Source organism: Streptomyces sp. NPDC025273, assembly GCF_040638585.1.
In the GTDB taxonomy this organism is placed as follows: domain Bacteria; phylum Actinomycetota; class Actinomycetes; order Streptomycetales; family Streptomycetaceae; genus Streptomyces; species Streptomyces cinereorectus.
This window is the reverse complement of record NZ_JBEZYP010000018.1, coordinates 70,319-83,230: the sequence shown is the minus strand read 5'-3', so window position 1 is coordinate 83,230 and position 12,912 is coordinate 70,319. Positions and strand designations below refer to the sequence as shown.

Below are 12,912 nucleotides of genomic sequence, written 5' to 3'. Positions count from 1 at the left end.
CTAATGGGCCGACGGAGGGGAGTGCGGACTCACGCCTCCAGGAGCCGTTGCCCCACGTACTCCCCGGGTGCGGCACCACCCGGAACGACGAAGAGGCCGCTCGCCTCGTGCCGGATGAACGGTGAGAGCGCGTCCCCCCGGTCGAGCTTGCGCTGGACCGGGATGAAGCCCTTGAACGGATCCGCCTGCCAGCAGATGAAGAGCAGTCCCGCGTCCGGAGTGCCGTCGTCCGAGATGCCGTCGTGGTACGAGAACGGACGCCGCAGCATCGCGGCGCCCCCGTTCTTCGCGGGGGAGGAGATCCGGGAGTGGGCGTTGTCGGGGATCAGCAGTCTGCCGTCCGTGCCTGCCTTGTCGAGATCCATCGCGGTGGTCTCGGAGCCGCCGCTCAGCGGTGCCCCGTCCGCCTTGCGCCGCCCGATGACCCGCTCCTGCCGGCCCACCGGGAGCTTCTCCCAGTCGTCGAGGAGCATCCTGATCCGCCGTACGACGGCGTACGAGCCGCCGGCCAGCCACTCGTGCGCCGGGGATCCGCCGGCCGGGACGAAGATCCGCTCGTCGAAGTCGCTCTCGCCCGGCTTCGGGTTGCCCGTACCGTCGATCTGGCCCATCAGATTGCGTGCGGTCATCGGCCGTGCCGTCGCGCCCGGCGTGCGGTTGAAGCCGTTCATCTGCCAGCGCACCCGGGCCGTGGCGCCTGCTTCCTTCTGGACGGCGCGCAGCGCGTGGAAGGCGACGAGAGCGTCGTCGGCCCCGATCTGCACCCAGAGATCGCCGTTGGACCGCCGGGCGTCGAGGTGGTCGGAGGAGAACGCGGGCAGCGGATCCAGTCCGGCAGGTCGGCGGGCGACCAGGCCCGTGCGCTCGAAGAAGGTGCGTCCGAATCCGAAGGTGACGGTCAGGGAGGACGGTCCGGCGTCCCAGGCCACCCCCGTGTCGTCTCCGGCGGGCTTGCCGGCCATCAGTCGTTCCGCCACGGCCGACCAGCGGCGCATCAGGGCGGCGGCTTCCCTGCGCCCCGCTCCGGCTGCCAGGTCGAAAGCGATCAGGTGGCCGCGTGCCTGGAGCGGGGTGGTGATCCCCGGTTGATGTTTCCCGTGAAACATCGCCCCGGTCGAACCGATCGTGGTGAGCCCGGCCGGCTCGTCGCCGCGCGTCAGGGCATAACCGCCCGCGCCGCCCGCCGCGCCCAGCACCAGGCCGGCCGCCCCGGCGGCTCCCACGCCACCGATCAGCCGTCGCCGGGAAACGCCGGAGTCCCCGGAGCCGGGGCCCGGACCGGTGCCGTCGGAGCCGGCCGGGGTGATGCCGGTCGCGCCCGGCCTGCCTGTCTTCTTCTCGCTCAACCTGCTCAGCCGATCTTCGTGTTCTTGGCGACGGTCGTCTGGTCGATGTCCGACGTGCGCACGGTCACCTCGACCTTCCAGTCGCCCGCCATCGGGATCTGTACACCGCTCGCGGTCCAGTGCCCCGCGGCGAGGCGGTCGGGGAGGACCGGCAGCGGGCCGATGTCCTTGGACTCCAGGGTGAGGGCGACCTTCACCTCGGGAACATCCAGGGGACCGGTCGGTCCGTCGATCCAGACGTGCAGGTCGTTGGAGCCGGTGCCGCCGGGCGAGACGTCCAGCCGCACGGTCCCCTTGCCGTTCCGGCCGCCCGTGTCGAACGGCAGGCTCAGGTTCACCGGCGCTGCGGTGTCCGGCGCGGCCGCCGCGGTGGTGCTGCGGGCGGCCTCCTCCTCGGTGCGGCCCGGCTCGGTGGAGGTCAGGATCGTCGTGACCGCGAGCAGCATCACGGCGATGCCCGTCTCCACCAGCACCGAGCGGCGCAGCCCGGAGCGGTCCGGATCGGCGTCGCGGGCGCGCTTCCTCCTGGTCGCCGTCAGCGCGGCGTTCTGCCGCGCGAGCTGGGCGGCACGCTCCGGCGCCACCTCCTCGGCGTCGGCCTCGGACGTCTTCCCGCCGTCGGCCTCGGACGTCTTCCCGCCGTCGGCCCCATCCCTCCCTCCGGCGGCGACCGCAGGCGTCTCTTCGCCGGGTTCATCCCCGGCAGCAGTCGTCTCCCCGTCCGCTTCGGCCCCGGTCGTCCGCACGTGGTCGGCCAGTCGGCCCGTCCATCGCCGTGAGATCCAGGCGACGCCGATCAGCACGGCGACCAGAGTCACTTTGATGATCAGCAGCACCCCGTACCGGGTGCCGGTCAGCGCGGACCACGAGCCGACCTGGCGCCATGACTGGTAGAGCCCGGTCGCGGCGAGGACGAGCACACTGCCGAACGCCAGGCGCGAGAACCGCCGCACCGCGCCGCTCGTGATGTCCGGCGTCCGGTACAGGGCGACCAGCAGCGCGGCGAGCCCTCCCAGCCAGGCGGCGACGGCGAGCAGGTGCAGGACGTCGGCCGGCATGGCGATACCCGGCTGGATGCCGGTCGAGGCGTGTTCGGCCAAGGCCCAGGTGCCGGCGATGCCGGCGGCGATGACCGCTCCGCCGATGGCGAGCCCGAAGGTGAGGTCCTGCTTCTCCTTCTCGTCCTCGCGCTTGGCGTACGCCCCGAAGAGCACGGCGATGAACAGGGCGCAGGCGCCGAGGAGGAGGAGCCGGGAGACCAGCGCCGCCCCCGGCTTGGTGTCGAGGACGGCCTGCAGGCCGTCGAGGTCGAAGGCGTCGGCCAACCTGCCGGAGCCGGTGTACGGGCTCCGCAGGAGCAGCATGGTCAGGGTCGCCACGGTGAGCGTGACCCAGCCGCGTACGACGAGACGCTGCAGTGGCCGGGCGCCGGCACCGTCCCGCCAGCAGGCGAGCACGAAGGCCGATCCGCCCGCGAGCAGGATGAATCCGGCGTACGCGGCGTAGCGCGCGATGCCGTAGAGCGTTCCGACGAGACCTCCGCCCGCCTCGGTGGAGGGGAGCACGACAGTGGTCTCCGAGGGGGCACCGACGGAGAAGGTGAAGGCCCCGGCGACCGGGTGGCTGTCCACGGAGACGGCCTGCCAGGCAACGGTGTACGTACCGTCGGGCAGACCGCCGTGGAGCGTGATGCCGTACCGCACGGCGCCGCCGCTCGTCAGGTCACGGGGTGCTCCGGTGTCGGCCCGCTTTCCGCTCGGGTCGAGAACCCGGATCGATCCGTCACCCATGGCGACCTGCTCGGAGAAGGTGAGGGTGACCTCCTCGGGGGCGGTGGCGACCACCGCCCCGTCCTGCGGATCGCTCCCGGTGAGGGCGGCGTGCGCGGACGCGGGGCTCGCGCCGACCAGCACCAGGCCGACCAGCAGGCTGATCAGCGCGGCGAGGAGCGCGACCGCGGCGAGCGGCCGTCGTGCGGGAGAGGGCCCGGAGTGCGGGGCGGTGACCGTCATGGGGTGTCAGTACCTCACTGCTTCTTCGGGTCGTAGGTGGTCTCCTTGACGGGCACGTCGACCGTGATGGGGTCCGCCTTCTCGAAGTGCAGTTCCACGGACACCGTCTCCCCCTGCTTGGGCCGCTGCTTGAGGTCCATGAACATGATGTGGTTGCCCCCGCGTTCGAGGTCGAGCTCACCCCCGGCGGGCACCTCGAACGACGAGACCATCCGCATGGCCTGGTTCTTCGTCTCGTGGATGGTGACGTGGTCCGAGAGGGTGCTGCTCACGGAGGTGAGCCGGTCGGTCCCGCCGCTGTTCTTCACGACGAGGAAGCCGGCCGCCATGTCGCCGACGGGCTGCGGCATGAAGGCGCCGGTCACCTCCAGCTCAGGACTGCTGTCCGAGGAACACCCCGTCAGCGCCAGCCCGGTGGCGAGGACCAGTGCCCCGGCGAGGACCGTGCGGCGGTTCACGGGTTCTCCCCCTCGAGGATCTCGGGGAGGTCCTCGGTGTATTCCTCGGCCGTGGTGTCCTCGCCGTACAGCACGTATCCCTTGTCGGTCTTCGGGGAGAACGCGATGACCTGGGCGCCGTGCATCGAGACGACCGTGCCGTCCTTCTCCTTCTTCGGCGCGTCGATGCCGATGCCGATCTGCCGTGCACCCGCCTGGATGGCCGGGAAGTCGCCGGTGAGACCGGTGAATTCCGGGTCCTGGGCCTTGAGCCAGCTGCCCAGGGACGCCGGGGTGTCCCGTTCGGGGTCGGTCGTGACGAAGACGACCTGGAGCTTGTCCTGGTCGGCCTTCGGCAGGGCGCGCTTGGCGAGCGCGATGTTGCTCATGGTCAGCGGGCACACATCCGGGCAGTTGGTGTAGCCGAAGTAGATGAGGGTCGGCTTGCCCTTGGTCCTCTCACGGAAGTCGTACGTCTTGCCGTGCGTGTCGGTGAGCACGAGATCGGGCTTCGTGAACGGCTGGTCGAGCACGGTCGCCGGCTCGGACCTGTTCTCCGCGGACACGTCGGCGACGGACGTGTCCCTGGAGGTGTCGCTGCCGCAGGCCGACAGGGTCAGTGCGGCCACGGCGGCGAACACCGCGGCCGGCACCGTCTTCTTGTTGCGCATGGAGAGCTGATTCCTGGTCTGTGGTACGGGTGGGGGAGCCGTCGGGTCAGGCGCTGCGGCGACGGCCGGCGAGGACGCCGAAGGCGACGCCCGCGATGCCGATGACGATGCCGACGACGCCCAGGACGCGGGCGGTGCTGTCGTTGCCGCTCGAAGAGGCCGCGGTCCGCGAGGACGCCTTGGCGTCATCGGCGTGGCCCGTCTCGCTGCTCTTGTCGTCCGCGGCCGCGCCGTGGGCGTTGGCCGCCGCCGCGGTCAGCTTGAGGACGGGAGCAGGGCTCGCGGGCTCTTCGCCGCCCTCGACGGGCTCCTCGATCCAGCGGACGACTTCCTTGTTGCTGTACGTCTGAAGGGCCTTGAAGACCAGCTGGTCGGCGTCCTCGGGGAGCTGTCCGACCGAAAGCGGGAACTGCTGGAAGTAGCCGGGCTCGATGCCACTGCCGTCAGCGGTCCAGGTGACCTTGGAAACGGCCTCGTTGATCTTCTTCCCGTGCACGTCGAGGGGCTTCGGGAGCTTGCTCCGGGTGACCTCGATCTTCCAGCCGGGTACCGTCTGCGGGCTGACGGAGGCCAGCGGGTGGTCGGTCGGGAAACTGACCTCGAGCTTGGTGGTCGAGGCGTCGTCACGCTCGTTGGGGACCTTGAAGTTGATGGTGGCGTAGCCGCCCTTGGCGGCCTCGCCCTGCGGCTGCACGCTGACGTGTGCGGAGGCCGGGCCGGCGAGCAGCAGGACGGTGGACGCTGCGATGCCGGCAGCGATGGCGATGCGTGAAACGTTCATGGCAGGGATCACTCCACAAGGAACGAGAAGAACGATGGTCCGGCGCGCGGGTGCGCGACGGCATCGCGACCACCTCTCGTCACCGGTTCCGGCGGAGGGGTCGCGTCAGGCTGCGCGTACGCATACGGGCGGCGGCCCGCGCCTGATCACCATGTGCTGCAGAGGATCCCCGCGGGTGGGCACCGGAGCGTCCACGGCGGTACCCAGAGGCCGCGGGCCCGTCGTGGGCCGGCCCGGAAGGCCCGCACGCAGTGCGCGTACGAGGGCCATGGCGGCCCGCAGCGCCCGCAGCCGGGCCCCGGCCACCAGCTGGCGGCCGCCGTACGCCGACAGGCCGGCCAGCCGGAAGAGCGCGATCTCGCCGCGGCGCAGCAGCCAGCCGGTGGCGAGTGCGGCGAGGAGGTGCCCGAGGAACATGGGCAGGCTCGGCACGAGGGCGGCCAGGGCGCCGCCGTCCGGGACGGCTGCCGCTCCGGATGTGAGGTGCGTGTGACCGCCCGTCAGGGTCGCGGGATCGATGCCCGCGGTGGTGACGATGCGACGGGCCTCACCGGCGCTCAGCTGCGCCGGTCCCGCACCGCACACGAGTCCGGCGGCGAACCGGATCAGGGAGTCGTCCCCGGAGGCGATCGCGGGGCCCGGGGCGTGACGCCCCAGCCCGAACAGCGCGTGCAGGACGATCTGTCCGGCGGCCAGGGCGGCGGCGATCGAGAGGAGGGTCCGTTCACGCCCGGCGAGCACCGCGGCGACAGCGAAGACCCCGAGGAAGCCGGCCAGGACGGTCCATCCGGGCACGGCCGCACCGGAGGCGAACGCATGTCCTGCCGCGGCCAGCACGACGCAGACCGCGGTGAACACCGCGGTCCTCAGGAGCCGCAGACCGGCCCCGGCGCGTGCGACGGGCATAGACATGGCGGGCTCATCATCGCACTGCGTCCCCGGCTCCCGTACGGCAGGTCCGGAAGGTCGGCATCCGTCCCCTTCGGAGGTGATCGGAGGGTGTTGGCACTGTTCGGGGCTGCTCCGTGAGCACGGTGCCGGCCGGGCATACACCGGCATACGGAACATTCGCGTCCGCCGAATGAGCGCTGTCACAGCGGATCGGTGCTTACGAACCGCCTCGCGCGGCAATACGTATCGGTATGTCGAGCCGCAGCCAGGAGGCTGGAGCATGAGCATGTGGTGGTCACTCCATTTGCGGCGCGAAGCTGCGAGCGTGCCGCTCGCCCGTCGTTTCCTGCTGGGCACCATGGAGACCGCGGGGGTCGATCCGGACATCTCCTACGACCTGTCGGTCGCGCTCAGCGAAGCCTGTGCGAACGCCGTCGAACACGGTGGGGCCCTGGGGGACGCGGAGGCTGCCGGTGATGGCGCAGGCCCTCCTCGTGCCGCGTACGCACGGTCCGCACGTGACTGCGGCCAGTACCGGGTCACCGCCTATCTGGACGGTGAGAGATGCCGTATCGAGGTCGCCGACTCGGGGCCCGGATTCCCCACCCGGCGCACGCTTCGCGCCGCCGCACGCTCATCCGTCGCACATCCCTCGCAACCGCAGCAGTCCGCCGGGTGCCCGACGGTTCGTCCGCCGTCCGCGCAGGCGGACGGTGGTGGACCTCCGGGAGATCCGACGGCCATGGCGGAGAGCGGCCGGGGGCTCGGCCTGATCGAGGAGCTCGCCGACCATGTCCACTTCGGCAACCGCCCGGGTCGCGGCGCGCTCGTCAGCTTCGACAAGGTCCTGAAATGGCGGGAGGGCGCGCTGCTCATGGTGTCCTGAGCAGCGCGCCCTCCGGCGCATATCGGCCCTGCCGGCGTCTTCAGCCCTTGAGCCGGGCCATCCACGCCTCGACGTCGTCGGCCCGGCGCGGCAGTGTGCCGGACAGGTTCCGGTTGCCGTCCTCGGTGACCAGGATGTCGTCCTCGATCCGCACGCCGATGCCCCGGTACTCCTCGGGCACGGTCAGGTCGTCGGCCTGGAAGTACAGTCCGGGTTCGACGGTGAGACACACCCCCGGCTCCAGGATGCCGTTGACGTACGACTCGGTGCGGGCCGCGGCGCAGTCGTGGACGTCCATGCCGAGCATGTGGCCGGTCCCGTGCAGGGTCCAGCGGCGCTGCAGCCCCAGCTCCAGGACCTTCTCCACGGACAGATCGCCCAGCAGGCCCCACTCGACGAGTTTCTCGGCGAGGACGCGCTGCGCCGCGTCGTGGAAGTCGCGGTAGGCGGCGCCGGGCTTCACGGCGGCGATGCCCGCCTCCTGGGCCTCGTACACCGCGTCGTAGATCTTCCGCTGCAGCGGGGTGAACGAGCCGTTGATCGGCAGCGTCCGGGTCACGTCGGCGGTGTAGAGCTCAGTGGTCTCCACGCCCGCGTCGAGCAGCAGGAGGTCGCCGGCGCGGACCGCACCGTCGTTGCGGACCCAGTGCAGCGTGGTGGCGTGCGCGCCGGCGGCGCAGATCGACCCGTAGCCGATGTCGTTGCCCTCGACCCGGGCGCGCAGGAAGAAGGTGCCCTCGATGTAGCGCTCGCTCGTGGCCTCGGCCTTGTCGAGGACCTTCACGACGTCCTCGAAGCCGCGGGCCGTGGCGTCGCAGGCCTTCTCCAGCTCGGCGACCTCGAAGGCGTCCTTGACCAGGCGGGCCTCGGAGAGGAAGACGCGCAGTTCCTCGTCGCGCTCCGCGGTGACCTTGTCGCTCAGGGCGGCCTCGATGCCCGCGTCGTGGCCGCGGACGTTGCGCACCGGACCGGTGGCCTCGGTGAGGGCGGCCGGGAGTTCGCGGACGTCCTTCGCGGGGATGCCCAGCAGCTGCTCGGCCTCGGCGAGGGAGTGACGGCGGCCGACCCAGAGCTCACCCTGGCCGTCGAGCCAGAACTCGCCGTTCTCGCGGTCGGAGCGGGGCAGCAGGTAGACCGTCGCCTCGTGCCCGGCCTCGTCGCCGGAGCCGGCCGGCTCGAGCACCAGGACGCTGTCCTGGGTGCGGTCGCCGGTGAGGTAGGCGTACTCGGTGGAGGCGCGGAAGGCGTACTCGGTGTCGTTGGAGCGGGTCTTCAGGTTGCCCGCCGGGACGACGAGCCGCTCACCGGGAAAGCGCGCGGAGAGCGCGGCACGGCGGGCGGCGGTGTACGCGGCCTGGGCGATCGGCTCCAGACCGTGCAGCTCGGTGTCGGCCCAGCCGGACTTCATGTTCTCGGCGAGCTCATCGGAAATGCCCGGGTACAGGCCGTTCTTCCGCTGTTTGATCGGCTCTGCTTCGGTGGCTTCCGGGGTCTCCGGGGTGAGCTCCTCAGACACGATTCGTCTCCTTATACGACACTGGACCCATCCATCGTACGGGCGTACGGAAGGGGGCCCAGGGCCGGAAGACCTCTTACAGGTCCGGTGCTGCCGTCAGTCGAAGCGCGCGGCCAGAACGACCACGTCCTCGGTGCGGTCGCTCGCGAGTCCGTCGGGCAGGACCGTCCGCAGGACATGGTCCGCGACGGCGCCGGGGTCCTGACGCAGAGCCCCCGGCACGCCGGCCGCCGCCGCGTGCAGGCGGGCGAACGCCCGGTCCGTCGAGTCGCCGGTGCGGCGCAGCAGCCCGTCCGTGTAGAGCAGCACGGTCTCGCCGGGCCCCGGGGAGAACTCCACGCTCGGCGCCTCCCAGCAGGAGAGCATGCCCAGCGGCGCGGAGAGAGTCGTCTCCACGAACCGGGTGCGCCGGTCGCCGGTCACCAGGGGAGGGTTGTGTCCGGCCCCGGCGAGCACGATCGTGCGGCGGTCGGGTTCGCAGTAGGCGTAGAGCGCGGTGGCCGCGCCGGCCGGCTCGGTCAGCCGCAGCAGCAGCTCGAGATCGGAGAGCACGGCGACGGGGTCCTCTCCCTCCATCACGGCGTAGGCCCGCAGCCCGGCGCGGAGCCGGCCCATCGCGGCGAGGGCGCGCGGACCCGAACCGCCGACCGAGCCGACGGCCAGACCGAGGGCGTTGTCGGGGAGGGGCAGGGCGTCGTACCACTCGCCGCCGCCCGCGGGGGTGGTCCGGTGACGGGCGGCGAGCCGCACTCCGGGGACCCGGGGCAGGCGGCTCGGGAGGAGCTCCTCGGCGATGACGGCGGCGTCGGCCCTGGTGCGTTCCAACTCCAGCAGCCGGGACAGGTGTTCGGTGGCATAGCGGGCGTACAGGCCGACCAGATGGCACTGCCGTTCCAGTGGTTCGGCGGGCTCGTCGTACAGCCAGACCGCCACGCCGAGCCGGCCGGCGGCACCGGTGGTGAGGGGCAGCGCGTAACTGGCGGCGTATCCGAGCCCGGCGGCGACTTCGCGGCAGCGGGGGTCGAGGCTCGTGTCGCCGAGGATGTCGGGGCTGGCCAGCGGCCCGTCGGCGTCCGGAAGGCCGTCGAGGAACCGGCCGTAGGAGGTGGCGCTGCGCGGCACGGTCTCGATGTGCCCCAGTTCCGCGTGGGCGAGCCCGAGGCCGATGGTGAGGGAGGGTCCGCCCCCGTCGGCCGGTTCGAGCACGAGGAGTCCGCGGCGGGCTCCGACCAGAGCGGCTCCGGCGCCCAGGAGTTCGTGCAGGGCGCTGTCGAGGGTGCTGGTCCCGGCCAGTCGCTCGGTGAGTTCGTGCAACGTGGTGAGGTCCGAGACCCAGCCCGCCAGCCGGTCCTGGATGAATGCTCCGGGCGCGGCGGGCGCGGACGTCAGAGGTGCGGGAGTGTGCGTTGAAACGGGAACCATGGGATCGATTCCAGCCACTTTCGGCAGATGTGGGGCGCTCATGGCTGCGGGCTTTCCAGCTGGTGCATTTCATTGAATAGCATCGCAAACCCCCATCTCGTTCTGCGTCGCTATCAGTGCATCCACGCGTACATGCACCCACATCTACACGTACAAGTAAGCGGATGTCCAGCATTGTCCCTGCGGTATCTGCAGTGTCCGCGAGTCTGTTAACTTGTCCAAAAAATGCACCCCCGTGCGGCTATTTGCGGTCGACTGGGCGTGCTCGACAGGGAGCGACCTCGGGGTGAAGTGCCGGAGGGAGCGTCATTCCGGGCATGCTGGGTACGTAGTCGTGGATGGCCAGGGGCAGTTGTGATCGCCCCGGAACCCGACAGTGAGCCCGGGCGTCCTCACTCGTGACGGCCGCACCTCCACCCCCGAGTGACGGGGTTTGCACCAGGGACGGCAAGCGCGCTGCGCACGCCGCCCGCGCGATTTTTTGACTGGACTCGGTTCGGTGTTCGGTTCCACTCGATTCGACTCGGCTCAGCTCCATTCTGTTCGGTTCCACACTGCTCGGCTCATGTTCGGTACCGACTCGTCGTCCGTACCGCAGACCCGATGAGCACGCACGCACAGCGAAGAGACGCACACGTGGTGTAACGAACACGTCTGTGATGTGGACCTCGGCGTTCAACGGAAAGGAACGAGCGCTCATGCGCGAGATCCTCGGAAGGCGACGCAGGCCCCGGCGCAAGGGAAGTTCCGCCCAGCTCGATGCGGCGCTGACCTGTGCCACCGCCTGGAAGTGGCCCGTACTCCCCGGGGTGGGACCGGCTGCGGCAGGTGTGCGCGGCGAACGCGGCTGCGCCTGCCCCGATCCCGAGTGCGCCGTGCCCGGCGCACACCCCTTCGATCCCGGACTCCTGGCGGCGACCACCGACGCGCGCATGGTGCGCTGGTGGTGGACCAACCGGCCCACCGCCCCCGTCGTACTGGCCACCGGTGATCAGGCACCCTGTGCGCTGAGCCTCCCGGCCGTGGCGGGCGCGCGGGCACTGAGCGCGCTCGACGGCATGGGGCTGCGCCTCGGCCCCGTGGTGGCGACGCCCACCCGGTGGTCGCTGCTGGTGGCCCCGTACACCCTGGAGCGGCTCGGAGAGCTGCTGCACGCCAAGGACCGGGTGCCCAGCTCGCTGCGGTTCCACGGCGAGGGCGGCTACCTCGTCCTGCCTCCCTCCGAGGTGGGCACAGGGCAGGTGCGCTGGGAACGGGCACCGGCGGCGGGGCCTGCCGTGCCCTGGCTCCCGGATGTGGAATCGGTCCTCGACGCACTGGTCGAGGCGAGCAACGGCGCGCCGGACGGCGGAAGCCGGCTCACGTACTGACGCACGAACGGCAGACGCGGGAACAAAGGGCGGCTCACTCGTCAGGGGGTGGGTCCGCCCGAGTTCCGCGTGAGCGGGGCGCGTGCGCGGACGCTGAAGCCGATGCTTCCCGAGGTGCCGGGCGCGGTGTTCCCTCCGGCCCCGGGCTCGCACTTCTGTCCGAAAGTCAATGGCTCGGCATCGCGGAGGACCGTGGCCGAGGGGGCGCGCGTCGTCAGGGGGCGCCGCGGCGTGACCACGACTCACGCTGCACGCGGAGCCGCCCGGGGCGTGGACCTGTGCCGAGCCTGTGGAGGGGGCGGAGCGCCGACGTGGAGCGGGGCGAGTGCCGTGGGTGCGCCGGATCCGTACGTGCTCCGGCGTGCGCCCCTGCTGTCCCTGCCCGGAAATGAGGACGCCCGATCGCTGGCGACGGGGGATGCACCAGCGACCGGGCTTCCAGAACGGTAACAAGAGATCTGCCGTTAGCAAATTCGATCTCGCCTATTCGGACAGCGATTTACCGACGAGTACGGGGTGTGTGACCGGTGTCACCGCACCCGCCCCGGGTGCTCGTCACCGTCAGCTGAGCGTCACCTGACGGTTGGTGAGCCCGCCGCGCGCCCGACGCTCCTCGCCGGTGAGGGGGGCGTCCGAGGCGAGTGCCTCGGCGAGCCGTTCGGCGAACTGCGCCGCGGGCTTCTCGCACTCCTCGGCGCCCATCGTGCTCGGCAGGTCCCAGACCGGGACCATGAGCCCGTGTGCCCGGAACGATCCGACGAGACGGGTGTCCTCGCCGAGCGAGGAGGCGCCCGCCGCGTGCAGCCGGGCGAGTGCGTCGAGGAGCTGCTCCTCGGGGTGCGGCATGACCCAGCGCAGATGGTTCTTCTCCGGCGTCTCGCACCAGTAGGCGGCATCCACGCCGGAGAGCAGAGTGGTCGGGATCGCCGCGGCGTTGGCGCGCTCCAGGGAGGCGGACACCTCGGCCGATGCGTTCTCCGCGTCCGGTACCCAGAACTCGAAACCGGAGTGCACGACCGGCTCGAACGTGGCCGCCGGGTCGAGGACGTCCTGCAGCCGGGGGCCGTCGGCGGGTACGCGGCGGGCGGCGACCGGCGAACCCGGCTCCGCCTCCAGCGCGCGCAGCAGGGTGTCCGCGAGGTCGCGGCTGAGGTCGCCGGACGAGGTGTCGTTCTGCAGGGCGAGCAGGACGGACCCGTCATCACGGCGCAGTGCCGGCCAGGCCATCGGCAGCACGGTCGCGAGCTTCACGGAGGGCACACCCTCGGGCAGCCCGTCCTTCAGGGTCAGTTCGACCGTGGCCGCGGGGACCAGTTCGCGCAGGGCGATCCAGTCGCACTCGCCGGCCAGCCCTTCGAAGGGGCGCTGGACCAGCTCGGTCACGGCCTGGGCCGCGGCGCGTCCGTGACACGCCTTGTACCGGCGGCCCGAACCGCACGGGCAGGGCTCGCGGGCCCCGACGACCGGGATCTCACCATCCTTGAGCTGCTGCTTCCCGGCCTTGGACTGAGGGCGCTTCTTGGCCATGGTGGGCGTTCTCCCGATTGCGACAGTGAGGTCTCGGCCGCGAGCCTAGCCGT

Annotated in this window: 11 protein-coding genes; 2 read left to right on the top strand and 9 right to left on the bottom strand. The window is 71.3% G+C overall.

Annotation, left to right across the window (positions count from 1 at the left end; genetic code table 11):
- Window positions 1–29: 29 nt before the first annotated feature.
- From efeB to AB0F38_RS25685, 6 genes are all read right to left on the bottom strand, one after another.
- Window positions 30–1,307 (bottom strand): iron uptake transporter deferrochelatase/peroxidase subunit, encoded by a 1,278-nt coding sequence (efeB, locus tag AB0F38_RS25710; RefSeq protein ID WP_361897984.1) that lies wholly within the window; start codon window positions 1,305–1,307, stop codon window positions 30–32.
- 44 nt (window positions 1,308–1,351) lie between these two features.
- The gene (locus AB0F38_RS25705; RefSeq protein ID WP_361897832.1) at window positions 1,352–3,358 is read right to left on the bottom strand and encodes a copper resistance protein CopC; all 2,007 of its coding nucleotides are present in this window, start codon (window positions 3,356–3,358) and stop codon (window positions 1,352–1,354) included.
- 14 nt (window positions 3,359–3,372) lie between these two features.
- Window positions 3,373–3,816 (bottom strand): copper chaperone PCu(A)C, encoded by a 444-nt coding sequence (locus AB0F38_RS25700; protein WP_361897829.1) that lies wholly within the window; start codon window positions 3,814–3,816, stop codon window positions 3,373–3,375.
- Window positions 3,813–4,466: an SCO family protein gene (locus AB0F38_RS25695; protein WP_361897827.1), complete on the bottom strand. Its 654-nt coding sequence runs from the start codon at window positions 4,464–4,466 to the stop codon at window positions 3,813–3,815. Before AB0F38_RS25695 ends, AB0F38_RS25700 begins: the two co-directional genes overlap by 4 nt.
- 46 nt (window positions 4,467–4,512) lie before the next feature.
- Window positions 4,513–5,247, bottom strand: coding sequence for a YcnI family protein (locus AB0F38_RS25690; RefSeq protein WP_361897824.1), 735 nt, complete (start codon window positions 5,245–5,247; stop codon window positions 4,513–4,515).
- Between the two features lie 105 nt (window positions 5,248–5,352).
- Entirely contained in the window at window positions 5,353–6,159 is an 807-nt protein-coding gene (locus AB0F38_RS25685) for a hypothetical protein (protein WP_361897821.1), read from the bottom strand.
- A 259-nt stretch (window positions 6,160–6,418) separates the two neighbouring features.
- Here AB0F38_RS25685 and AB0F38_RS25680 point away from each other — a divergent pair, with 259 nt between their 5' ends.
- The gene (locus AB0F38_RS25680; RefSeq protein ID WP_361897818.1) at window positions 6,419–7,024 is read left to right on the top strand and encodes an ATP-binding protein; all 606 of its coding nucleotides are present in this window, start codon (window positions 6,419–6,421) and stop codon (window positions 7,022–7,024) included.
- A 40-nt stretch (window positions 7,025–7,064) separates the two neighbouring features.
- Here the strand turns inward: AB0F38_RS25680 and AB0F38_RS25675 are convergent, their stop codons facing one another.
- Together AB0F38_RS25675 and AB0F38_RS25670 are read right to left on the bottom strand one after the other, a co-directional pair.
- Window positions 7,065–8,540 (bottom strand): aminopeptidase P family protein, encoded by a 1,476-nt coding sequence (locus AB0F38_RS25675; protein ID WP_361897815.1) that lies wholly within the window; start codon window positions 8,538–8,540, stop codon window positions 7,065–7,067.
- Between the two features lie 96 nt (window positions 8,541–8,636).
- Window positions 8,637–9,962 (bottom strand): PP2C family protein-serine/threonine phosphatase, encoded by a 1,326-nt coding sequence (locus AB0F38_RS25670; protein ID WP_361897812.1) that lies wholly within the window; start codon window positions 9,960–9,962, stop codon window positions 8,637–8,639.
- A 698-nt stretch (window positions 9,963–10,660) separates the two neighbouring features.
- Between AB0F38_RS25670 and AB0F38_RS25665 the strand changes: the two genes are divergently transcribed.
- A complete protein-coding gene (locus AB0F38_RS25665) occupies window positions 10,661–11,332 on the top strand; it encodes a bifunctional DNA primase/polymerase (protein ID WP_361897810.1) in 672 nt (223 codons plus the stop codon).
- A gap of 561 nt (window positions 11,333–11,893) precedes the next feature.
- Here the strand turns inward: AB0F38_RS25665 and AB0F38_RS25660 are convergent.
- Window positions 11,894–12,859: a DUF5926 family protein gene (locus AB0F38_RS25660; RefSeq protein ID WP_361897807.1), complete on the bottom strand. Its 966-nt coding sequence runs from the start codon at window positions 12,857–12,859 to the stop codon at window positions 11,894–11,896.
- Between the last annotated feature and the right edge of the window lie 53 nt (window positions 12,860–12,912).

What these genes read in the sequence shown, in the direction of transcription:
- AB0F38_RS25660 (WP_361897807.1), bottom strand. Translation starts at nt 12,859, where the DNA reads ATGGCCAAGAAGCGCCCTCAGTCCAAGGCCGGGAAGCAGCAGCTCAAG.
- AB0F38_RS25705 (WP_361897832.1), bottom strand. Translation starts at nt 3,358, where the DNA reads ATGACGGTCACCGCCCCGCACTCCGGGCCCTCTCCCGCACGACGGCCG.
- AB0F38_RS25685 (WP_361897821.1), bottom strand. Translation starts at nt 6,159, where the DNA reads ATGTCTATGCCCGTCGCACGCGCCGGGGCCGGTCTGCGGCTCCTGAGG.
- AB0F38_RS25695 (WP_361897827.1), bottom strand. Translation starts at nt 4,466, where the DNA reads ATGCGCAACAAGAAGACGGTGCCGGCCGCGGTGTTCGCCGCCGTGGCC.
- AB0F38_RS25690 (WP_361897824.1), bottom strand. Translation starts at nt 5,247, where the DNA reads ATGAACGTTTCACGCATCGCCATCGCTGCCGGCATCGCAGCGTCCACC.
- AB0F38_RS25670 (WP_361897812.1), bottom strand. Translation starts at nt 9,962, where the DNA reads ATGGTTCCCGTTTCAACGCACACTCCCGCACCTCTGACGTCCGCGCCC.
- AB0F38_RS25680 (WP_361897818.1), top strand. Translation starts at nt 6,419, where the DNA reads ATGAGCATGTGGTGGTCACTCCATTTGCGGCGCGAAGCTGCGAGCGTG.
- AB0F38_RS25665 (WP_361897810.1), top strand. Translation starts at nt 10,661, where the DNA reads ATGCGCGAGATCCTCGGAAGGCGACGCAGGCCCCGGCGCAAGGGAAGT.